Origin of the sequence: Jilunia laotingensis, from assembly GCF_014385165.1 — a bacterium.
GTDB classification, from domain to species: domain Bacteria; phylum Bacteroidota; class Bacteroidia; order Bacteroidales; family Bacteroidaceae; genus Bacteroides; species Bacteroides laotingensis.
Genome location: NZ_JACRTF010000001.1, coordinates 1,949,418 through 1,973,140, shown reverse-complemented (window position 1 = coordinate 1,973,140; position 23,723 = coordinate 1,949,418). Strand labels below are relative to the sequence as shown.

Annotated in this window: 21 protein-coding genes; 8 read left to right on the top strand and 13 right to left on the bottom strand. The window is 41.8% G+C overall.

Going from position 1 to position 23,723, the window contains the following annotated elements; genetic code table 11:
- Nucleotides 1–19: 19 nt before the first annotated feature.
- The 7 genes from H8744_RS07395 to H8744_RS07365 form a co-directional block, all read right to left on the bottom strand.
- Nucleotides 20–604 carry a porin family protein gene (locus H8744_RS07395; RefSeq protein WP_262434238.1) on the bottom strand — a complete coding sequence of 195 codons (585 nt, stop codon included), beginning with the start codon at nt 602–604 and terminating at the stop codon, nt 20–22.
- Nucleotides 605–678: 74 nt separating this feature from the next.
- Nucleotides 679–1,791 carry a type IX secretion system ring subunit PorN/GldN gene (gene porN / locus H8744_RS07390; RefSeq protein WP_262434237.1) on the bottom strand — a complete coding sequence of 371 codons (1,113 nt, stop codon included), beginning with the start codon at nt 1,789–1,791 and terminating at the stop codon, nt 679–681.
- A 27-nt stretch (nt 1,792–1,818) separates the two neighbouring features.
- Nucleotides 1,819–3,315: a type IX secretion system motor protein PorM/GldM gene (gene porM / locus H8744_RS07385; RefSeq protein WP_262434236.1), complete on the bottom strand. Its 1,497-nt coding sequence runs from the start codon at nt 3,313–3,315 to the stop codon at nt 1,819–1,821.
- 9 nt (nt 3,316–3,324) lie between these two features.
- Nucleotides 3,325–4,155 (bottom strand): type IX secretion system motor protein PorL/GldL, encoded by an 831-nt coding sequence (gene porL / locus H8744_RS07380; protein ID WP_262434235.1) that lies wholly within the window; start codon nt 4,153–4,155, stop codon nt 3,325–3,327.
- A 2-nt stretch (nt 4,156–4,157) separates the two neighbouring features.
- Nucleotides 4,158–5,594, bottom strand: a complete 1,437-nt coding sequence (gene porK, locus H8744_RS07375; RefSeq protein WP_262434234.1) for a T9SS ring complex lipoprotein PorK/GldK — start codon at nt 5,592–5,594, stop codon at nt 4,158–4,160.
- Nucleotides 5,595–5,608: 14 nt separating this feature from the next.
- A complete protein-coding gene (locus H8744_RS07370) occupies nt 5,609–6,577 on the bottom strand; it encodes a PorP/SprF family type IX secretion system membrane protein (RefSeq protein ID WP_262434233.1) in 969 nt (322 codons plus the stop codon).
- A gap of 582 nt (nt 6,578–7,159) precedes the next feature.
- Nucleotides 7,160–8,593, bottom strand: a complete 1,434-nt coding sequence (locus tag H8744_RS07365) for an aspartate ammonia-lyase (protein WP_262434232.1) — start codon at nt 8,591–8,593, stop codon at nt 7,160–7,162.
- A 159-nt stretch (nt 8,594–8,752) separates the two neighbouring features.
- On the opposite strand from H8744_RS07365, the gene H8744_RS07360 reads away from it, so the two are divergent.
- From H8744_RS07360 to H8744_RS07350, 3 genes are all read left to right on the top strand, one after another.
- On the top strand, nt 8,753–10,063 hold the full coding sequence (locus tag H8744_RS07360; protein WP_262434231.1) for an anaerobic C4-dicarboxylate transporter family protein: 1,311 nt from the start codon (nt 8,753–8,755) through the stop codon (nt 10,061–10,063).
- A gap of 35 nt (nt 10,064–10,098) precedes the next feature.
- Complete coding sequence (gene ansB / locus H8744_RS07355; protein WP_262434230.1) at nt 10,099–11,160, top strand: L-asparaginase 2; 1,062 nt, start codon at nt 10,099–10,101, stop codon at nt 11,158–11,160.
- Between the two features lie 192 nt (nt 11,161–11,352).
- Entirely contained in the window at nt 11,353–12,540 is a 1,188-nt protein-coding gene (locus H8744_RS07350) for a porin (RefSeq protein ID WP_262434229.1), read from the top strand.
- A 72-nt stretch (nt 12,541–12,612) separates the two neighbouring features.
- Here H8744_RS07350 and H8744_RS07345 read toward each other — a convergent pair whose 3' ends face one another.
- The 3 genes from H8744_RS07345 to H8744_RS07335 all read right to left on the bottom strand — a co-directional run bounded on the left by H8744_RS07345 (nt 12,613) and on the right by H8744_RS07335 (nt 14,144).
- On the bottom strand, nt 12,613–12,834 hold the full coding sequence (locus H8744_RS07345) for a DUF2795 domain-containing protein (RefSeq protein ID WP_002558131.1): 222 nt from the start codon (nt 12,832–12,834) through the stop codon (nt 12,613–12,615).
- 69 nt (nt 12,835–12,903) lie between these two features.
- Nucleotides 12,904–13,467, bottom strand: a complete 564-nt coding sequence (locus H8744_RS07340; RefSeq protein ID WP_262434228.1) for a cob(I)yrinic acid a,c-diamide adenosyltransferase — start codon at nt 13,465–13,467, stop codon at nt 12,904–12,906.
- A gap of 47 nt (nt 13,468–13,514) precedes the next feature.
- Nucleotides 13,515–14,144: a hypothetical protein gene (locus tag H8744_RS07335; protein ID WP_262434227.1), complete on the bottom strand. Its 630-nt coding sequence runs from the start codon at nt 14,142–14,144 to the stop codon at nt 13,515–13,517.
- Between the two features lie 159 nt (nt 14,145–14,303).
- Between H8744_RS07335 and H8744_RS07330 the strand changes: the two genes are divergently transcribed.
- Entirely contained in the window at nt 14,304–15,275 is a 972-nt protein-coding gene (locus H8744_RS07330; protein ID WP_262434226.1) for a FimB/Mfa2 family fimbrial subunit, read from the top strand.
- A gap of 63 nt (nt 15,276–15,338) precedes the next feature.
- Here the strand turns inward: H8744_RS07330 and H8744_RS07325 are convergent, their stop codons facing one another.
- The gene (locus tag H8744_RS07325; protein ID WP_262434225.1) at nt 15,339–16,022 is read right to left on the bottom strand and encodes an energy transducer TonB; all 684 of its coding nucleotides are present in this window, start codon (nt 16,020–16,022) and stop codon (nt 15,339–15,341) included.
- Between the two features lie 239 nt (nt 16,023–16,261).
- Here H8744_RS07325 and H8744_RS07320 point away from each other — a divergent pair, with 239 nt between their 5' ends.
- Complete coding sequence (locus H8744_RS07320; RefSeq protein ID WP_262434224.1) at nt 16,262–17,275, top strand: energy transducer TonB; 1,014 nt, start codon at nt 16,262–16,264, stop codon at nt 17,273–17,275.
- A gap of 230 nt (nt 17,276–17,505) precedes the next feature.
- Here H8744_RS07320 and H8744_RS07315 read toward each other — a convergent pair whose 3' ends face one another.
- Nucleotides 17,506–19,401: a TonB-dependent receptor gene (locus H8744_RS07315; RefSeq protein WP_262434223.1), complete on the bottom strand. Its 1,896-nt coding sequence runs from the start codon at nt 19,399–19,401 to the stop codon at nt 17,506–17,508.
- Nucleotides 19,402–19,772: 371 nt separating this feature from the next.
- On the opposite strand from H8744_RS07315, the gene H8744_RS07310 reads away from it, so the two are divergent.
- Both H8744_RS07310 and H8744_RS07305 read left to right on the top strand, forming a co-directional pair.
- Nucleotides 19,773–20,675, top strand: coding sequence for a helix-turn-helix domain-containing protein (locus H8744_RS07310; protein WP_262434222.1), 903 nt, complete (start codon nt 19,773–19,775; stop codon nt 20,673–20,675).
- A 117-nt stretch (nt 20,676–20,792) separates the two neighbouring features.
- Nucleotides 20,793–21,689 (top strand): helix-turn-helix domain-containing protein, encoded by an 897-nt coding sequence (locus H8744_RS07305; RefSeq protein WP_262434221.1) that lies wholly within the window; start codon nt 20,793–20,795, stop codon nt 21,687–21,689.
- Nucleotides 21,690–21,994: 305 nt separating this feature from the next.
- On the opposite strand, the gene H8744_RS07300 is transcribed toward H8744_RS07305, so the two are convergent.
- On the bottom strand, nt 21,995–22,837 hold the full coding sequence (locus H8744_RS07300) for a 4-fold beta flower protein (protein WP_262434220.1): 843 nt from the start codon (nt 22,835–22,837) through the stop codon (nt 21,995–21,997).
- A 171-nt stretch (nt 22,838–23,008) separates the two neighbouring features.
- Here H8744_RS07300 and H8744_RS07295 point away from each other — a divergent pair, with 171 nt between their 5' ends.
- On the top strand, nt 23,009–23,635 hold the full coding sequence (locus H8744_RS07295) for an NUDIX hydrolase N-terminal domain-containing protein (protein ID WP_262434219.1): 627 nt from the start codon (nt 23,009–23,011) through the stop codon (nt 23,633–23,635).
- Nucleotides 23,636–23,723 lie beyond the last annotated feature (88 nt).

Genomic DNA, 23,723 nt, shown 5'->3' with positions numbered 1-23,723 from the left:
GTCGTTAAAGAAAGTATCTTTAGAAAATATAAGCAGCGGAAATCTGCCAAGTTTTAGTCTTATAACCTTCTGATTTAGAGAAAACAGCACCTACTCCGTCAGCAAAAGTCACATCACCGGATTTACCCAATGGAATGTTGTAGTTGAAGCCTACTTGCAGATGTTTGATCAGTTTCACACCGGCACCTACGTTTATACCGACCATTGCACGTTTTTTATCAAAGCCCGGTTCTTTGCTCTTAAAGTCAAAGAAGAAGTCAGGACCGGCAGCCACATAAACACCTAACAGACTACCTAAACCGATGTTATATTTCAAATTGACAGGAATGTCGAGACCTACCTGTTTCAGTCCATCCGCATCGGACTTAATTCCTTTCTGAGAAAACAGCAAAGCACCGTCTACGCCCAATCCAACGACAGGAATCGTAAATTCCGCCATCGGGCCGATGAAGAAGCCACCCATTTTATCCTTCCAATCCGTATCGTCACCTGTCACTTTAGCCAAGTTTACACCACCTTTAACACCCCACTTAAGTTGTGCCTGAGCAGGCATAGCCATACCTAAACATACGGCTAAAAGCAATACACTAATAATCTTTTTCATAATCAAAATGTGTTTAAAATTCGGGACAAAGATATGTAATTAAAATTAAATAACACACAATATGACTATTTTGTTTACCTTCTTTGCCTGCGAACGGACGCTTTTGGTGCAGCCGACTCACGTTTGGAGCCACCACTCTTACGAACAGTCGAGGTCGATTTTTCACGTCCTTTCTTCTTTGAGTTAGTTTTTACTTCCACCGGTGTAGCAACTTCCTCATTTGCGGACGTTTCTTCTGTGGCTTCTTTCGCAGCTTTTTTAGAAGATGCTTTTTCCTTCACAACCACTTTTTCTTTTGCAACAGACAGTGTATCCGAACCATAAAGGCTCTTTTCGAAACTCACTAATTCTGCTTCGATCTTCTTTTGTTCCTTTATCATTGCACTATCCGTCTTGCAATATTCAGCCAACGGACGGTTTTGAAGATTGGTTGTTTTGTAGATATCACCACTATATTGATGACTTACAAAGAAATCATCCATACTACGATTGGCTACATTGTTAAAATTGCTCGCCATTATCATGGCACTAGTCAGATGAGGAGCCAAATCCTGATAATCAATCCAGAACATAGGCAACTTGACAGGCTCCATACTAAAATCATCCTGACGATGGTAGACCGGACATAAAGCCGTTATCATGGAATTGTAAGTGGAAGTCCGTTGATCGAAATACCACACCTCCTTAACGAAATAGCTCAGGACATAAGCCGAAGGAACATCACTGTTATCGATGACGAGAACGCTGTCCTTACGCTCCTTCAGCTTCTTTTGCTCATAATAGATGCTGAAACGGTCGAGTACATCCTTGAACTTGATCTCATTATCGGAAGTTAGCCGCTCAGTTCCATCCAAAAGATATTCATATGCAGGAATTTTCTTTTGAGCCAGCAACTTAAAGATAAGAGAGAAAAGATTCATCCGGTCACCAATGGGTTCTACAGGATAATAGAGGGCACCATTTTCTTCTTTCTTCATATCCAATATACGATACACCTCACGTGTCCAAATCAGATCCTGCGGAAGTGCTTTGGCATGAGGATACCGGCTCTGAGCCCGAACAGACATTTCCTGCTTCGGGTTCTTTGCCTCTTCTTTGGCTGCGCGGGCCTTCGGTTGCGCCCATGCAGGGAGTATCCCCAGTAACATGACCACACCCACAGCTATACTAATCTTACGTTTCATCATTCGTAACTCGTAATTTGTAGTTCCTAATTAATTTACTATCACTTCCAACGTAGTAGGCAGCAAACGTTCTACCCCATCCGGTCCTTTGGCACGCACCCTTGAAATATAGAAACGTTTTCCGCGTGACAAACGGCGGAACATATCTTTCTGCCGGGAAGAAAAATTGGCACTTGAAGAAACTTCCGGCACCGCATTTCCCATATTATCAAAGAAAGTCGTTTCAAAACCAAGAACCTGAAAATCGATATTCAACAGACCATCATCGATAGCGGCAACGATTCCATCCGTATTCATCAACACCGCTTTCGATAAACCACTGCCTCCACGATATCTTTTCAAACTCCCGTTGGCATCCTTATATTCTATAAATGGAGAAGGGTCGGGAAGTTGACGCACACGATAAGAATAATCTCCCATCACTTGTGTTCTTCCATCCATCGTAGCCGTGACACGTATCACTGCCTCCTTACCTATTGCCGTAGGATGGGCTACATACCCATTGCCCACCCGCTTCAAGGTTCCGTTTCCATTGGCGATGGTCGCTTGTACCTGACCATTGGGTACACCCGGAACGGAAATGCTGATCGGGTTATCGTATCCGGCATACAGAACATTCATCAATGTAGCAGAAACCGTCGCAGAAGGCTCGACCACCGTATACTTTTGCGAGAAATCACGGCGTAATATTTCACCATTGCCTTGATTCAATTCCAAATAACCAGTCAGATTAAACTCACCGGTACTGTTACAAACCGTTTCGTACCATCCGTGCGCTTCTTCCGGCAGTTGCTTTTCTCCTATAAATACGGCAGGACGCTGAGTGGTATCTACCGCTGCAAGAATAATCTGGGCACTCAATTTTCCACCGCGTACTATGTTCTGCGAACTTGGAATGACATAGGCATTAACCTGATTGACACGTACGTCACGCACATCTATATCCTTAGTCAAAGTGTGAAGCACTTCACCTTCGGCATAACGTATGTCGCTCTGCAACTTGGTAAGTAAAGTAACCGCAGCAGCAACAGGAGTCCCCTCAAAAAGGCGAGGAATATTCAGCGTAAAATTATCAGTGATAATCTTTTTCTGCACCGGATCTTCAATCTGTGCCAAAATCTCACTTTTATATGTACTAATGCTCTTGGCAAGTTCTTTGCCCTTTCCTGTACTAGGTGCAAACATCACATGAGAAGCAGCTTCCAAATCTTCCTGGCTTGATTCGTTTATCTTAGCTTTCAGGTCTCCTACAAAAACATACAGTGAATCAGACATCCGCCGAACATGCATTGCCTTCTCATACCACGGACCTACCTTTTCAGGATTCTTCTCCATATATTCTGCAAGTGCCTTGTACAAAGACTGGTTCTGCTCGGCAGAATTGGAGGTAGAACGTGTCAGACTTTCATCCACGAGGGTGAAGCCACGCAACACATCCGATGAGACGTTGAGTGCCAGCAATGCCATCAAGACGATATACATAAGGTTGATCATCTTCTGGCGCGGTGTCTGTGTTCCAAAACTCATAACTGCTTTTTATTTATTAGAAGTCATGGCCTGCAACATGCGGGCATATACTTCGTTTAATTCTTCAATCTGACGAGCCATTCTGCGCGTCTGTTCGTGTACCTGGTCAATAGTACCTATTTGCGTGCTGACACTGCGCAACTGCATTTCATAAATAGCATTAATGCCGGCAAGGTTCTTGCTCAGGTTATTCATCTGCTCAGTATCCTGTGAAACGCTCTGTGCCTGTTCGGTACAGCGGGACAACATTTCAGTCATTGCTTTCAGTTGCTCCAGATAAGCCGTCGTAGCTTCTTCCATTTCCGGCGTAATGGGTGCGCCACCAGGTTGTCCGGTCATCACCACTCCACCCGGTTGAGCCATCGTTCCGGCAGCAACATTTGTTTGCATGGGTGTACCTGCGGAAACCGTGCCTCCGCTTTGTACAGGGCTACCTCCCTGAACAACAACGATAGAAGGCCCACCACCACCGGCAACTACATTACCGGATGGGATATTTCCCTCCGACGTTTGTGCCACTTGATCATTGCTTGCAACTACCGTACCGACAGCAGACATCACACCGCCTCCCATAGGAACCGATACCCCTTCGTTACTTGGCTCTCTTTTCACCCCTGAAAGGTCGAAAGCTGAAATAAAGAAGATCAGGACTTCCGTACCCATCCCGGCGAACAACATGAAATTCGCCCCCGGTAGATGTGTCAGTTTGAAAAGCGTACCCATGATTACGATAGATGCTCCCCAGTTGTATGCATAGTTCATGACTGTCTGCCCCTTAGGAGTCGACATTAAATCCTGCATTTTCTGACGCAGGCTTCTTTTATTATCCCTGTATCCCATTGTTATCTTCCTTTTCTATTATAACCAACCTGTGTACGTACGCACCTGAAACCGATATAAGACCGTTGTTCATTCTGATATTCGGGTGTTCGGGCATCGGAACGGATAAATGCATTCACATCTTTCCACGATCCACCGCGAACCACCTTCTTTTTCATCCTGTACGGGTCTTCAATAGCAGCATTGTATTGCAGGTCGGGGTTGAAATCACTCATTGATAAAATACCCGATTCGGTATAAACTGTCGAAGTCCATTCCGAGACATTACCAGCCATATCATACAATCCGTTTGAATTCGCAGAATAAGCACCGACGCGGGTCGTTATCAGATTACCGTCTTTTGTGTAATCCCCCTTACCGGGTTTATAGTTGGCTTTGTAACATCCTTTTTCATCTTTCGTCTCTTCATCCGCCCACGGATACTTGTTCCCGTCACGTCCCCTTGCCGCAAATTCCCATTCAGCCTCGGAAGGCAAACGATAACGCTGGATAAAGCGGGCTTGTCCTTTCAGCCCGGCAAGCAGGTAATTGGTACGCCATGCACAGAATGCATTGGCTTGCTCCCAACTTACACCGACTACCGGATTTTCATTATAGCTCGGGTGATTGAAATAAAGGCGCATGTACGATTCATTGTTAGCATTCGGAAAATCGTTTACCCAACAAGTCGTATCAGGATAAATGTTAATTATATAACTATTGAGAAAATCCCACTCGCTGGATAGCGGACGAGTTATCGTACGGTTAATAATACGTCCGTCATCATCGATATAGGCCGTATCTTTGGAGATCATAATCACTTCTTCCGGATTCACGCTGATATCCGTATTCTTATTACGATCAGCGGCATTCAGGCGATTCCGACGTTTTGCAGCTTCCACATAGTCAAAAATCTCATAATAATAGTTCATTTGAGAAGCATCCAGCATCGTAGTTCCATCAATCGGATGTTTCCTGTATACGCTCTGGATAGCCATCTGTTCGTCTTCAGTAGGCTTCTTCCAAGGAATAGGCTTCGACCAGTTAAGATGTGGCTTAATGGGATTACCTTCCTTGTCTTCTTCTATTTTAAATAGCTCGTTGCCTCCGTAGGCAGGATCTGCGAGACGCTCACGTATGATAGAATCGCGAACCCAATAAATAAACTGCTTGTATTCGGCCACCGTAACTTCAGTCTCATCCATCCAGAATGACTCCACAGAGATCTCTTTCGTCGGAACAGGCGCTCCCCAAAGTGAATCCTGCGTTTCCGGTCCCATTTTAAGAGAGCCTCGTTTTATCAGCACCATACCGTAAGGTGCAGGTTCATTCCATGCCGTAGCACTGGCCCCTATCACCTCCCCACCGGGCGCACCGGAACCACCTCCTGCCATGCGTCCCATACAAGAAGAAAGCAATGCGACCAGCAACGTCACTACTATACAGTTTTTACTCTTCATTCTTTTCTTCACAATTATAAGATTCGTACACTCTTATGTTTATTCTTACTTTTCTTAAACAAATTGATATCCATTGCATAACTGACCATCAGATCATGACTACCACTTGCCACCCCGATTTTAGAAGTATAAAGCTCGTAAGCATATCCAACGGTTATTCCTCGAATAGTGGCTCCCAAACTAAATGTAAAAGATATTCCCGGAGAATAAGTCAACCCGCCTACAAATACTCTTTCACTAAAAGTATACATTACGCGCCCCGTCATATCGAGCCTCATGGAGGAAAAATCACTCTGCAATAACATCGATGGTTGTATGGAAACTAACGGATTACGTGTCTGAATATTGTATCCGCCAGTGAAATAAACCATTGGATCAATCTTTATTTTACTGGTTGTTCCAGCCTCTGTGGTTCCCAGTTCCAATGTGGGCATAGTGAGATGTTGGCCCGAAAACCCCACATAAAACTTGGGATGGGAGTAAAACGCACCTACCCCAAAATCCAACGACGTACCGCTCTCCTCTTGCTTTGGAAAAGCCGGATCATCGTCCACTTCACCAAGATTTATATCCGTGGGATCAAAAGCAACATTGATTATTCCGACCTGTATCCCAATACCTAGCCTGCTTTTACTTTTACGGAACTGATGTTTATAAGAATATTGCAGCCAGGTGCGCTGATTGCGAAACAGTCCGACAGCATCGCTGAAAAAGCCTGCACCGGCTCCATGTTTTTTATTGAAAAGAGAGAAAGGCATATCCGCCCCGAAGAACATTGTCCGGGGAGCGCGGGTGAACCCCATCATCTGCATGGAATAAGTTCCACTAATATTGAGTTTGTCAGTTTGTCCTGCCCAAGCGGGATTATAAAAGCCCTTCAACCCCCAGTACTGATTGAAGTGTACATCATACTGCGCCTTGACTTTCAGAGGAGAGAGTAAAGCCAGAGAGAAGAGAATAAATATAAGACAGAACCGATTCATCAATATAAAGAACTGAAAAACCGGGAAAAAATTGTGTCCTAAAAAGATAAATTGAATCTCCCGTCACTGCTCCGGGGGGTAGATTATAAGTCTGTGAAAACAGATTACCCGAAGCAACCTTTCGTTTTGTGTCGAAAAGAAGTTCTTTCGGCTAATTATCGGTGAAAGATTCATTAAATAATGTTTTACATAAATCAGTTCTCGGCACTGCTCGTTTTCCTAGTCACCGAGGAACCACTCGGAGATCACCGAGGAAGGGTGCCTTGGCCACCGATGAAGAGGGTCTTCATCACCGAGGAAGGAGCCCTTCATCACCGAGGTCTAAACGCTTCAAATACACACTGGTAATCAAGCATTTACACTATACATTTTTCGACATTCCCGCTGTATATTCACGAATAAGCACGTGATTCGTTGTAATCAAGACATAAGAAATAATTCAACATAACGGATACAAATCATGCCATACTATGCATGGGTAAACATACTACTTTTGAATACAAAAAACGAGCGTAACTTCACGAAAAGGAATCTAGTTCCCGTAAAGTTACGCTCGTTTACCTATTTCTTTATCGACAAGTACTACTTGTTCGGTTTAATATCCAGTTTCACCGGACGAATCATATTCTCCGGTTTCAAGATAGTATCCAAATCTTTTTTGGAAAGTATATCATGTTCCAATACCAGTTCGTATACTCCCTTGCCCGTCTCAAGAGCTTCTTTGGCTATCTTCGTAGAATTCTTGTAACCGATCACCGGATTCAATGCGGTAACCACGCCAATACTATCATGCACATGGCGGCGGCAAGTTTCTTCATTGGCAGTAATGCCGTCAATACACAAAGTACGAAGCGTATCGAAGCCATTCATCAATAAGTCTGCCGATTCGAAACAACACTGAGCCATCACAGGCTCCATAGCATTAAGCTCCATTTGCGCAGCCTCACCACTCATAGCTACACAAAGGTCGTTACCGATCACCTTGTAATCAATCTGGTTCATCACCTCCGGAATAACTGGATTCACCTTACCGGGCATAATGGAAGAACCGGGCTGCATGGCAGGAAGGTTAATCTCACCCAATCCGCAACGCGGACCGGAAGCCAATAAACGCAAATCGTTACATATCTTATTCATCTTTACCGCTATACGACGCATTGCCGAAGAATATCCCACCATGCTGGAAGTATCTGAAGTAGCTCCTACCAGATCCTCAGCCAATTTGATATCCAATCCGGTTATCTTCTTCAGTGCTGCAATACATTTTTCGGCATATTCGGGTTCGGCAGTAATTCCCGTTCCGATAGCCGTAGCTCCCATATTGACCGTCAAGAAATCTTGTGCGGCAAAATCTAGATTCCTGACTTCATCCTGCAAAATACTTGCAAAGCCATTGAACGTTTGTCCCAATGTCATAGGTACGGCATCTTCAAGTTGCGTACGTCCCATCTTGATGACATGTGCAAATTCTTCCGCTTTCTTGCGGAAAGCAGCAATCAGTTCATCGTAATGTTTCTTCAATTTAAGATGAGTATAATACAGGCCGATATGTATAGCCGTCGGATAGGCATCATTGGTAGATTGAGAACGATTCACATGATCGTTGGGCGAACAATACTGATATTCTCCCCGTTTGTGTCCCATCAATTCAAGGGCACGGTTGGCAATAACCTCGTTCGCATTCATATTTGTAGTGGTGCCTGCACCTCCCTGAATCATATCTACAGGAAATTGTTCGTGGTGCTGGCCGTCAATAATCTCTTTACAAGCTTTTAGAATAGCATCGGCTTGCTCTTCCGTCAACAGGCCCAAGTCAAAATTGGCAATGGCAGCCCCCATTTTGGTAATGGCAAGCGCATTGATGAATAAGGGGTACTCATTCAGATGGAACTTACTGATACTAAAATTTTCTATTCCCCTGAGAGTTTGTACACCATATAAAGCGCTCTCAGGCACTTCACGACTTCCAATAAGATCGCTTTCAATGCGAGTTTCTTGTGACAAGTTCTTTTCCATAATATTCGTTTTAACAAAATTATAAGTTTTCAGTTACAAGTATAACGTAAGAAAAGAGTTATTGTTTTAATAAATATGCAAAAACTATTCAACTTCTTTTTTGTTGTTTTAGCAATCGGTTGAATTACATTATCTTTGTCCATTTTAATAAGGAAACATATGATACTACAATTAGCATTTGTACTGACAGCAATTATTATCGGTGCCCGTTTAGGAGGCATCGGATTGGGAGTAATGGGAGGCGTAGGATTAGCAATACTTACTTTCGGATTCGGATTGCAGCCTACCGCCCCTCCTATCGACGTAATGTTGATGATTGCCGCTGTCATATCGGCAGCTTCATGCATGCAAGCAGCCGGAGGACTGGATTACATGGTGAAACTCGCTGAAAGGCTATTACGCAAAAATCCTTCACATGTCACCATTCTAAGCCCGATTGTCACTTATCTTTTCACGTTCATAGCGGGAACGGGGCACGTGGCCTATTCTGTACTTCCCGTCATCGCTGAAGTAGCCACCGAAACAAAAATCCGTCCGGAAAGACCGCTCGGTATCGCTGTCATCGCTTCACAACAAGCGATTACGGCCAGCCCGATTTCTGCAGCCACAGTTGCATTGTTAGGATTACTGGCTGGATTCGACATCACATTGTTCGACATCCTGAAAATTACCATTCCTGCCACCATCATCGGGGTATTGGTAGGTGCTTTCTTCTCCATGCGGGTCGGCAAAGAGCTGGTGGACGATCCGGAATACCAAAAGCGTGTAGCGGAAGGGCTTATCAAAGACCAGAAAATAAAGATCAATGATGTTCAGAACAAACGCCACGCACTGATTTCAGTCCTTATCTTTATACTAGCAACTGTATTCATCGTATGTTTCGGGTCAATCGAAGGAATGCGTCCTTCATTTTATATCGATGGAGAAACTGTCACTCTAGGTATGTCCTCCATTATAGAAATTGTGATGTTGAGTGCCGCAGCATTGATTCTGCTGTTTACCAAGACCGATGGGATGAAAGCTACGCAAGGTTCTGTATTTCCAGCAGGAATGCAAGCCGTTATTGCCATTTTCGGTATCGCATGGATGGGTGACACATTCCTTCAGGGGAATATGGGAGAGCTGACGCAATCTATTGAGGGACTGGTAAGACAGATGCCGTGGTTATTCGGTATCGCACTTTTTATCATGTCCATTCTTCTATATAGCCAAGCCGCAACTGTCCGGGCATTAATGCCGTTGGGCATCGCATTAGGGATTTCCCCTTATATGCTCATTGCCATGTACCCGGCTGTAAACGGCTATTTCTTTATCCCGAATTACCCGACAGTAGTGGCGGCTATCAATTTTGACCGTACCGGCACAACAAAAATCGGGCGATATGTGTTGAATCATTCCTTTATGATGCCGGGACTTGTTGCCACCGTAGTGGCGATCGCTTTGGGATTACTGTTTATACAAATCTATTAAACAATCGATATATTAACCTAAACAACCATTTAGTCATGAAAGAATTTAAAAAAACCAGTCTGACAGTAGTCGTTTTACTACTCTCCGTAACTTTAGCTTTCGCTGCAGGGAAACCTAACATTCACATTCTTGCAACAGGCGGAACAATTGCCGGAACCGGAACTTCGGCCACCTCAACCAACTATACGGCAGGACAGGTTGCCATCAGCACCCTACTTGATGCAGTTCCCGGTTTGAATGACATCGCCAATGTGACGGGCGAGCAGATCGTAAAGATCGGTTCACAGGACATGAACGATGCTGTATGGCTGACGCTGGCCAAAAAGATCAATGAATTATTGAAGCGTTCCGATATCGATGGCATCGTCATCACTCACGGAACCGATACGATGGAGGAAACGGCTTATTTCCTGAATCTGACAGTGAAAAGTGACAAACCAGTGGTACTGACAGGGGCTATGCGTCCTTCTACCGCTCTGAGTGCAGATGGCCCGCTGAATATCTATAATGCAGTAGTAACGGCAGGAGCGAAAGAATCGAAAGGAAAAGGGGTATTAGTAGCCATGAACGGATTGGTTCTCGGGGCCGAAAGCGTACAGAAAATGAATACAATCGATGTACAGACTTTCCAAGCTCCTAATTCGGGTGCATTGGGTTACATTTTCAATGGTAAAGTGTTTTACAACCAATCTCCGCTGAAAAAACATACTACACAATCCGTTTTCGATGTTAACAATCTGAATTCCCTTCCTAAAGTCGGTATCGTATATAGTTACTCCAACATTGAAGCCGACATGGTGACTCCTCTTTTAAGCAATGGTTACAAAGGAATTATCCACGCCGGTGTAGGCAACGGTAACATCCATAAGAACATCTTCCCCGTGTTGACTGAGGCTCGAAATAAAGGAATCCTGGTAGTTCGCTCTTCCAGAGTACCGACAGGCCCCACCACTCTCGATGCAGAAGTGGATGACGCCAAGTATCAATTCATCGCTTCACAGGAACTGAATCCTCAGAAAGCCCGCGTTCTGTTAATACTTGCATTAACAAAGACGAATGATTGGAAACTGATACAGCAATATTTCAATGAATATTAAAGCCTTTTGCAACTTCTTCCTTCCAAGGAAAGATAAGAAATGGTTTTATTAATCTATTTATATATGTAGGGGCTGACTATAAAGTTCACCAAATATATTATTACCCTTGATTCGTACTTTCTGTAGAAAAGAGTACCCAATAAAAAGGTTTTTATCTTATTAGTTTGCCCCCACCTAAACCTATACTTAGCAATGAAAAAAATAATGTTTATACTGCTCTTAGTGGGTAGTATCCAAGGGTTATACGCCCAAAACACAGAGAAGAGTAAGAAATTTATGGTCGACAAGACCCTCTTTGAGGAATTGACAGATGTCAAAAAGAAATCGGACAAATTCAATCTTTACCTTAATATGCAGGGTAGTTTCGATGCCAATTTCAGAGACGGATTTGAACAAGGAGCTTTTAAGATGCGCCAGCTCCGCATCGAAATGAAGGGAAATATCAACAATTGGCTTTCATACCGTTACCGCCAGCGCCTCAACCGTTCCAACGAAGGAGGAGGTATGATCGACAATGTCCCTACCTCCATTGACTACGCTGGTATCGGTATCAAACTGAATGATCAATTCAACCTTTTTGCAGGAAAACAATGTGCGGCTTATGGCGGTTTTGAATTCGATCTGAACCCGATCGACGTTTACGAATACTGCGATATGATTGAAAACATGAGCAACTTTATGACAGGTCTCAACGTCGGCTATAACATTACTGCCGACCAACAACTCAATCTACAGGTATTAAACAGCCGGAACGGTTCTTTCGACAGCACCTATGGCATCACCGAAAATGAAGAGGGCAAATTGCCTGACTTACGCTCCGGGAAACTTCCTTTGGTTTACACTTTGAACTGGAACGGTAACTTCAATGATTTGATCAAAACCCGCTGGTCTGCCTCCGTTCTGAACGAAGCCAAAAGTAAAAACATGTATTATTACGCTTTTGGCAACGAACTGAATCTGGACAAATTCAACATGTTTGTCGATGTCATGTATTCACATGAAGGCATCGACCGGAATGGAACCATCACGAGTATCGTTGGGCGTGCCGGAGGACATAATGCTTTTGATGCAGGTTATTTATCGGTCGTGACTAAACTGAATTATCGCTTCCAGCCGAAATGGAATGCATTCGTCAAAGGGATGTACGAGACGGCATCTGTCACCAAAAGCACCGAAGGCATTGCCAAAGGAAACTATCGTACCTCATGGGGATACTTAGCCGGAATAGAGTTCTACCCGATGGAAACCAATCTACATTTCTTCTTAACCTATGTAGGACGTTCCTATGATTTTACTTCACGTGCCAAGGTACTGGGACAGAATAATTACAGTACCAATCGCATATCAGTAGGATTCATCTGGCAGATGCCCGTATTCTAAGCTTGATAAACAAAATGCCCGGTAGTTTTCACACTTCCCGGGCATTTGTTTATCTGTGTAACTTTGTTCGAATTAATACTCTTCTTCGTTGAAGAAGAAATCTTCTTTACTTGGATAATCCGGCCAAATATCTTCTATACTTTCATAGATTTCGCCTTCATCTTCCATCTCTTGCAAATTCTCAATAACCTCAAGAGGAGCACCCGAACGCATGGCATAATCAATCAACTCGTCCTTAGTTGCCGGCCAAGGAGCATCTTCAAGTTTCGATGCTAATTCCAATGTCCAATACATAAGCTTTCAGTATTTAAATTGTGAATATATCTATGTTTCTATTTTTCGGCAAAAGTATAATAAAATATTTCACTTCCCACTATTATTCCAAATTATTTCTTCTTTTCCTTCGTTAAAATTGATTTTTCGCGACAATACGAATAAATAATCTGATAATCTGTTCACATATGCTAATAGTTCGGGAGATATTGTATAGTTTTCGGAGAGTGCCAAAATCCGGCGTTCCGCACGACGGCACACCGTACGGCAGATATGACAAACGGCTGCCCCTCGGACTCCGCCGGGAAGAATAAAAGAGTTCAACGGAGGAACAACTTCATCTGCAGCATCAATTTCATGTTCTATCTGCTCCACATCCTCGGAAGTAATAATACTTGCATTATACAGTTGTACTTTTTCCTGATCTGTTGCCAAATGGGAACCAACTGCAAACAACTTATCTTGCACGCTCCGGAGAAATTCACTGTCATGTTCATCATTCAGATAGGTAATCAACAGTCCAAGGTTGGAATTCAATTCATCCACCGTACCATAAGCTTCAAGACGGATGTGTGTTTTCGGGACACGTGTACCACCGATTAGTCCGGTTGTTCCACGATCGCCAGTTTTGGTATATACAAGGCTCTTTTTCATAATCGTTAATTAATAAAATAATTTATATGGTTAACACACAAAGATAATCAGAAGTTGACTATATAATGCTGTTTTATCTTAGTTTTATCAAAGAAAAGTATTCCCACGTCGTAAAGATCAAATGTTATACCGACTTTTTCATCCGATTGCATTTTCTTCCAAAGCTCTCTCATCGCCTTTGACACATGGATTTCCCCAATAACAAATACACTTTTTTGTGTAGTACGTGCAGCACAAATGCGAAATACCTCTTCCGTGAAAGCCAGATTTTTAGCATTGTGTAAATAAAGAAAGTCCACCGGCATATCCGATTCCAAAAATAATTCTGAAAGATCGGAGGCAAAAACATAGTTCGCGCCAACCTTTCCGGATTGTAAATAAAGAGAGGAAGAAGAGGGTACTCCCGCATCTACAATCGTTTCAGGCTGTACCCTGTTCACCAAGCGGAATAATAACCTTTTGACTTTCAACGGTTCACATTTCCAACCTTTAGCATGGTTCCTCCTCTGTTTTTTTTCTTCGGCTTTCAGTTGTTCATAAGCATAATAAGGGGTCTTTTCATAAATAAGACAGGTTATCAGTTCAAAAGCGAAAGGAGAATGCACCCCGTAACCGCATCTGTGACAAATACGTGAAAGCCAGATCAATGGACGCTTCAAAAAGGATAATTTATTCATGGTTCCAATTACTATATCTATAATTCACATGTACATATAATCATATTTTTACATATTTACATGTTCATGTATTCGCATGCAAAGATATATCATTAGTCAATAGAACCAATTGTGATTTTTAATGTTATTCTGAAATAACTAACCTAAACAATTAAAATTATGAATAAATCCGTATTTTTGATTTTACTGACAACGGTTCTATTGACCGGTTGCGTCAAAGATGACTCAATATGCCCGGAAGACGGTGGAGGAACCAGTGAGAAACTTATAAGTCCCAATCTTCGTGCTTCCATCAACAACGGAGTAGAGCAAAGTCCGATGACAGGCATATTGGAGGTATATCCCTGCTTACCGGGAACATCTACCTATTACGGCAACTACATAAACGGTTCTCTCACTCCGTTCAACGGACGGTATACCATTCAGGACGGTGAAATTTTCGGCACTTCTACACGCCCGATTTTCCTTCCCGTAGGCACATATAACATGATTTATTGGGGAACACCCAAGTATGAAGAGCCTATCTTTGCCGAACCTGCCATCAAAGAACCGCAAATCATCATCGGTGAAGACATGTCACAACAATATTTTGGTCTGTTCCCGAGCGTAGGTGATACAACCTATCGCCCTGTATTCGACCTTGTATTTGCTGTTAAATCCACTAAAATCGGAAGTGAAGAACTAAATGCCGCTTTATCTCGTGAAGTAGCCGGCATTAAAGTAATCGTTAAAAATAAAAATAACGGAATACTCAGTTCGAGTATAGCAAGCATGAAAGTTCATATCGGAGGGATTGCCGAAAAAATAAACTTCTTTACGGCAGAACCGGTGAATCAGACTAAAACAGTCACCTTCCCGTTAGTTTTGTCTACGGACGGCACACAAATGAGCAATGCCACAGTCATGGTTTTCCCTTCTTCCGCAGCTCCTTTATTCCAACTCTTCATCACACTAAAAACAGGGGAAGTCAAAACGTATAAACAGAATCTTACTTCGTCATTGAAAGCGAATACCAAACTCACGCTGACACTGGTTTTGGGTGATATTTTTTCGGAGGGAGGCTCCGGAAGTTTCACCCTTGACAACTGGCAGGAAGAAACGCAAACGATCGATATTCCAACGCTCGATTAAAAAATGAGCCGGCTCGTTTTCATCCGGGCCGACTCATTCATTTTAATCAATTAAACTTTAGATCTATTGTAATCTGAAAGCTACGGGCACCGTGTATTTCACTCTAACCGCCTTGTTACGCTGCAAACCAGGTTTCCATTTCGGCATCGCTTTTATTACACGAAGTGCTTCTTTATCCAAATATGGATCTACACTGCGAACTACCACAGGATCTGTAATCGTCCCATCTTTGTCTACCACAAATTGAATTATTACTCGTCCTTGAATCCCCTCTTCCTGGGGAATGGCAGGATACTTAATATTTTTGCTCAGATATTGGAATAGCGCCCCATTCCCTCCCGGGAACTCCGGCATATTCTCTACAAGAACAAAAATATCTTCTTCCACCGGCTCTTCAGTCTTTATATTTACCGGTGTATAAATGATATCAACCGGTGTATTCAGATCTTCAGAGGAATTGATTACGGTATTTGCTTCCACATCCTCATCGTCCACAATCGACAACAATTCTGCTGCTTTTAGCACGGGGGCAGGAGGCGGCTCCAGTTTCTTTTCCTGAAACGTAATCGGTAGAAGTGTCTCTACAAACAGGGGTTCATCGGCGAGCGAGCCGGAAGCGACATTGATGTCATGCTGTGTCCATTCGAACGAAACAAACATGAAAGCAAGCACTACTACGAATCCCATAAGCAACCAAGTACCTCTCAGGCTCTCAATCGCTGCTCTTTTGGATTTCTTTACTTCCATAAAAAATGAATTTAAGTAATTAATAATAGAAAATATATATAGTATATATACTATTTCGTGTCCAGATTACTTAATCTACCATTCTTACGTACCGTGAATATAGTCTTTTTATCAATAGGGTGTTCATAATCAAATATTTATTTAAGAAATAAGCGCGTTATTTCTTTAAAATTAAGCTAAATTCATTACCTTTGTCCCAAACCAAACATAGAGTCTCCATTTTCTTAATCAAAGCAAATATGAAAAAGGCAATTACAACACTCCTGTTACTCCTCCTGTCTTTCAGAATGATGGGACAGATTGATTATCTTGAACCGGTCAAAGATTATACAAAACATACAAACGAGATTAATGGCTATTATAATAATGTATTCTCCCTTTTAAATTTCGGAATCAGTCATAAGCCTTATGCATATTATGCAGCTCTCCCCTCATTTTCACCCGAATATGCATTATCGGTAGAAAGTAGGGAAGGAAAATATTTCTTACTATCGAATACTTTGTCACAAAACAGTTGGCAAGTGGAAAGAAACAGTATCAAAGTGAAGACAAGCTCAACAGAGATAGGAAAAACTCTATATACGCTGTTAGGAGAATTGCTGAGCTTAACCACCGGACAAATCCAAGACATGGACGGTTCCACCAGCGGGCTAGATGGTATCACCTATTATTTCACGACGACAAATAATAAAGGCGAGATAATGACCGGGAAGAAATGGTCCCCTGATAGAAATACCTTAATGGGACGTTTGGTCGCAATTTTCGAATCAGCGTATTCATTGTCTTTAAAGAAAGGACTTTCCGAAGAAGATATTATAAACAATGCACGACGATTGATAAAAAGCTTAGAAGATCGATCCAAAGCCCATCCGGATCAATATAAAAAGCCGAGATATGCCGGTAACTTCCAGACTGGCGTGTGGAAAAGTTGTGAACCGGGAAAAGAACTGGAAATTCAACCGGAACTTCCTGATAGTACACTGGAAGATTATGCCATGTCCAACCTAATATATCCACCGAAGTTACTCGCAAAAGCGGCCAAAGGTTATGCACTTTGTGAATTCACTGTCAACAGAGAAGGGAAAGTTGTAAATCCACACATCCTGAAATGCTCTTACCGGGAGTTTGGAGAAGAAGCTCTGAGAATTGTTAATAGCCTGCCTCAATTTGTTCCCGGTATGTCCGGAGGAGTACCGGTAGACTGTAATTATGTACTTTATATCCCTTTCCGTCCAAAGCCTAATTTGCGTTAACAAAATGATGAGATAAAAATAACGGCACAATAACTTATTTTCAAGTTTTACCAACGACCTTTGCTTACACTCAATAACATTATACTCACAATTGTACCATATAATTGACATATCACTGCTAATAGAAAGACACTCCTGCGCCAATTAAATGTCGCGAGAGTGCCAATGAATTAACACCCTCTTAGTAATTAATTGAAGAGAAAAAACAACTTGAAGAGAATCGAACTACATCAAAAGTTAACGTTTACTCCTCCCATAAAGGTTGTTTTCGGCATAGGGAATCCTGTATTGATTTCATAACGTTGTGCCAAAAGATTCTCTCCACGTAACCAAATGCTCAACCATCCTGAGGCACGATATGAGCCACGTATATTCCAAAGTACAAAATCTTCTTTTTCAACAGGAACAGTCGACTTGTAAAGTCCGGCAATGTACTGAACGCCTGTAGATACGTTCCAGCGTCCTTTATTAAATATGGCGCCTGCATAAAGTTTCTGTTCGGGAGCAGCAACAATAGGATTTTCCATATGCAAGTAACTATAATTAGCATCTACTGACCAAAGCTGCGATATACGGTAGGCTGCCTGTATTTCAAAGCCAGTGTTTTCGGCCTTTCCCGTATTGGTATTCATCTGGCGGTCACCAACCATTGCCGGCACAATCAGATTATCCGCATCAATATAAAAGAGATTTATCCCAAATGACAATCTCTCTTGAAGAAATTTCCGAGAAAATGAAAGTTCGTAATTCCACATACGTTCAGGCTTCAGTTCAGCATTTGCCATCCCCCACATGAACATCTCCTTGATTAAAGGATAACGGAACCCCTTACTTGCCGAAAGTTTTATTTCCGCAGATGCCGGAAGATGAAATGATAGACCCACCTGCGGTACCCATTCAGCACCCACATGTGAATGATGGTCAAAACGCAATCCCGCATCGAAGGTCAACCACTGTCCTATATCTTGCCGGAAATCAATGTAACCGGCCACCTCATCCTGTATCTCATCCACAATATCCACACGTTCACCTGTTCTCGTACCTTCAACGAATTTATTCCACGCTTCGCCTCCGAAACGGTACCAATCTACACCGGCTGTAAAACGGTTTCCTCTAAAAAGCTGCACAGATTGATACCAAGACAGTCCCATCATGTTATCCCGCGAATTAAAACGATATGCTAACGGGCCTTTCCCTTCTGCCGGATTGTAGCCATCGTTAATCTTATGACGTCCCCAATTATAAAAGAAACTCAAAGCTCCTGATGTCCTTTCATAATGGTTTTCCAACGCATAGGAAGTCATACCACGGGTGATGTGCTGATCGGCATCCAATAAGGGATTGAATATGCTTCCCGGATTTGAAGCATTGAAATGAGTAATGTTTATGTCCCCCCAAACATTCCAGGTTTTTGAGAGTCCATATCCTAACTTGGCATAACCGCCATATTGTTCAAATTCCATGTTTGAACGATGCCCGTCCGTACGATTGTAAGATCCGCTTACAATACTCGTGAAACGCCCTTTCCGCACACGATTGGTTACTTCGGTCTGTAAGGTGTTATAAGAACCGTAACCGATATTGGCACTCGTATTTACACCATCTTCACGCATCTTACGGGTTACTATGTTCACCACACCGCCCATGGCATTCGAACCATAAAGTACCGAAGCAGGTCCCCTCAACACTTCTATACGATCTGCCATGAGCGATTGATAAGCATCAGCTATGGGGTGCCCCATGATTCCCATATATTGTGGATGTCCGTCAATCAACACCATCAACCTTCCCGATCCTCCATTCAATCCGCGCAACGAAATGCTCCCTGCGGCACCACCCGAAACACCAAAGCCCATTACACCACGGGCTGTCGTGAACAGTCCCGGCACTTGTTCGGTAAGTATCGGCAACAAAGACGGCTGGAATGCCTGTTCTATCTGCTTGCGGTTGATGACCGAAACCGTCATCGGTAAGTGGCGGATATCTGTCTCATTGCGGGTACCGGTGACCACCACTTCATCTATCGAATAATTCCGGGCTATTCTTGCACTATCATTTTGGGCTGTTAATATCCCCGTAGACATAAGACTGCCCACTAGGAACATAATTACAAATTGTCTTTTCATATTTTATTTTTGTTGTTATCAAAATAGAGAGAATCAGGCACCGAACTCATGCCACTGTGACACCGTATATCTCATCTGGGGCACACTCATTATGCCATCTATATTTTTTTGCAAATATACTGTTCTTAACCCAATACGGTTGTATACAAATTACATCTATTTATACCCTGATTACTTTTTTATTCCATTATCATTTCCACAATGCAATTAAAGTAAAAGAAAAAGCAATGTTTACCGGAAGGAAAATTCCCGAAACAGTACCACAATTACGGATAGTACTACCACAATTACAGATTCGGCATACCATATGAAACAAGTATGATTTTTATTTATATCTTTGCTACAGTTCAACAACTTAGACATAATATAAGATGGATGAGATTATAAAAATTGATACCGTAGATCAATACAATAAATTTTATGGATTGGAAACCCTGCATCCCTTGGTTGCAGTGGTAGATTTAACCAAAGCAACCCAACATCCCAACCATGTTCGAATTAACATGGGAGTGTATTCTTTATTTTTAAAACATACCAAATGTGGCGACCTCAAATATGGGAAAAAACAATATGATTATCAGGAAGGCACAGTGGTATGTATGGCTCCTAACCAAGTCATCGGCATTGAATTGAAAGAAGGCGTCAAGCCTTCTTCTTTAGGTCTTGTTTTCCACCCGGACTTAATACGAGGCACTTCACTGGGGCAAAACATCAAACAATATTCTTTTTTCTCTTATGAAGTGAGCGAAGCACTACATGTGTCCGATGAAGAAAGGCAAATAATCATTGATTGCCTTGATAAAATCCGTATTGAATTAGGACATGCCGTAGACAAACATACCAAGACATTAATTGCCAAAAATATCGAATTACTGCTCGACTATTGCATGCGCTTCTATGAACGGCAATTCAATACCCGTGCTAAAGTCAACAAAGACGTTGTCGTTCAATTCGAAAATCTATTGAACGATTATTTTACAGGAAGTAATGCCGAAGTAAACGGCTTCCCGACTGTGAGATATTTTGCAGATAAAGTTTGTTTGTCTCCCAATTATTTCGGTGATTTAATAAAAAAGGAAACAGGAAAAAATGCTCAACAATACATTATATCCAAGCTGATAGATATGGCTAAGGAAAGAATACTTAACACCCAGTTACCTGTATCCCAAATTGCTTATGGATTGGGGTTCCAGTACGCCCAACATTTTTCACGACTATTTAAAAAGAATGTAGGCTGTTCACCCAATGAATATAGGATGCTAAATAATGTATGACGCATTAAGACTTGTAAATCACAAATTTACAGTTATTATACCCTTGATTACCAATATAAGAAAAGGAGTATCAATTTGATTAGAACAACTTATCTTCATAGAAAGTAAGATATTCTTATGAAAGAAAAAATATTGAACATAGAAACCGTCCATCAATGTAATTGTTGCCTCGGCTGTAAAACGCTTCATCCATTAGCAAGTGCTATCGACCTGTCAAAAGCCAGCTTGGAACAGCAGACCATTAAATTTGACTTTTATACTGTTCTTATAATAGAAGGTGAAGTTGAAGAGTTCTTGTTTGGACGAAAGTATTATGATTACTCCAACGCATCATTGGTCTTTCTCATGCCGGGAGAGTCTATCAAAATAGGCAAGAGTAAAGCATTTCCCACAAAAGGCTGGTTACTGGCATTCCACCCGGATTTGCTTACTCAAACTTCGTTAGGAGAACATATAAATAATTACTCATTCTTTTTTTACAAGATAGATGAAGCACTCCACATTTCCCAACGGGAAAAGAAAAAAGTCATAGAATGCCTACTAAGCATTGAGGAAGAGCTTCGCCATGCAATAGATTGCCATAGTAAAACACTGATTTCACGGTACATCGAGCTGCTTTTAGATTATTGTACACGTTTCTATGAGCGCCAGTTTATTACACGCAGTGAAGCCAGTAAAGAAATAATTAAGCAAACAGACATACTACTTGATCAATATATTCTTTCTGGTAAATCAAAAAACAACCACACTCCATCAGCTGAATATTGTGCTGATATCCTCCAATTATCCCCTCATTACTTCAATGACTTACTAAAATTTGAAAGCGAAAAAGACATTTATGAATATTACCAGTTGAAACGGTTGGACAAGGCTAAAAAGATGTTACTCAATTCAGATAACACTGTTAGCATGATTACAGAAAAGCTGGGATACCCAAGTGTACAATATTTCAGTCATTGGTTCAAAAAACTTACAGGCATTGTTCCCAATAGATACAGGCTTGTACAGAACTAGAAGTTTTCAAGATATAGGGGCACTCTCCACTAGCTATTTTTCATTCTCGCTTTCAAATATCCTTTTTTTCTCCTCCCATCTTAAAGGGTAATATGGATGAAAGCGGTAATCAAGTGTATTACAATAGCAGAAAGATGTAAGCCTAGAAATATTCAAAGAGAACATGTTGGCGCATCGGTTGAAAAAGACAGGATCATTGACTTCTTGGATAACTTCCAATACAAACGTTGGACACGCATTCGTTAATACGTTGCCCAACGCCATTTTTAGTCAAGTAAACTTTTTATTCAGCTTTTCGCTTACGCTTATTCAGACAGAAAAAAATCAGTAAGCGAGGTCTTACTCCAGCTATTTTCAAATTGAGGAAGTACCGGTTTAGACTCCTTTACTCCTTTATCCGGCTTACCCTTTTTCTCCTCTTTGGGAGAAGCCGGCAACGGAGTTACCATAGAAATTTCACCTTTCAAGGTTCCTTCTCGTGCTGCTACAGCATACCCTTCCTTATCATAAACGATGCCATCTTCATACCATCCGAGGAAACGACCATCGAAACGATAAACACCTTCATTCTCTTCCAAATAAGCTACGGGAGTACCATCCCACATATAAATTGTCATGTTATCACCGTAATCTATATAAGCGATGGCATCTCTTCCTTGATCATACAAAGTAACTTCAATTTGGAAAAGTTCGTCAAATGGGGGCACGATTACCTTCCATTCATCCTTCAATTTTGGAGTATCCGGTTTAGATGACTTTTCCTTTGGGGCAGGTTTATCCTTCTTAGCTCCCTTAGCCGTGCTTTCAGTAGATGGATTATCCATCTTAATCTCCCCTCTAACAACCCCTTCTCGGGCAAAAACGGCATAACCTTCTTTATCATAAACTATCCCGTTTGCATACCATCCAAAAAAATGACCATTAAAGAGGTAGATATCTTCTTTATTGTCAACGTAAGCAACCGGAGTACCGTCCCACATATAAATTGTCAAATTATTATCAAGATAGTCCATGTAAACCACAGCTTTTGCTTCCTTGTTAAACAAAGAAACATCCGTATCCCGAGGAGGAATAGGTTCTTCATCACTTCCATTACATCCGAAAAGCAATCCGGAAATGGCGAACAGAATCAAAAATAGTTTTTCCATATCATAATGTATTTATTGTGCTTCATGATCTTTAGCTAAGAGCTTCATCGAGTTCATCGCAAAGGAATGCATACAAAAATAAGATGAAAGAATTTAATATGAAAGAAAATCAAGCAAATAATTACATTGACATCATTTTATCCCTATATTTGAGAAGTAAAACATTAACATATGAATAACGCAAACCAATTAATCTGGCTGGATTGGGCCAAAGAATTACAATTTATCGGACAGGCAGGGGTGACTTACTCTAAAGACCCTTTCGACCTAGAACGGTTTGAACGAATCCGTGAAATAGCTGCTGAAATCATCAGCAGACAAAGTGGACTACCATTGGATAAAGTAAAAACTTTATTCTGTAATGAAACGGGGTTTCAGACTCCTAAGCTGGACACACGAGCAGCAATCTTCAAAGGAGGAAAGATATTGTTAGTTAAAGAGAAATCGGGGTTCTGGTCTTTACCCGGTGGCTGGGTTGATGTGAACCAGACTATCAAGACAAACACGGAAAAGGAAGTGAAGGAAGAAGCAGGACTGGATGTAAAAGCCATACGAATCATTGCCTTGCAAGACAGGAATCTCCACAATCAACCAGCTTATGCTTATAATGTCTGCAAAGTGTTTGTGCTTTGTGAAATAGAAGGCGGAAGTTTCCAGCCCAATATAGAAACCATAGAAAGCAGATATTTCTCTTTGGATGAGATTCCGCCATTGGCAGAAGAAAAGAATAATAAGAAACAAATTAAAATGTGCTTTGATGCCTATCAAGACGAGAATTGGCAGGCACCTTTTGATTGACCATAACGTCATCCTTTACATAACTGCCATATTAAAATACAGCCTGTTCCTTTTATGGAAAAAAGGGACAGGCTGTAAAATCGTATAA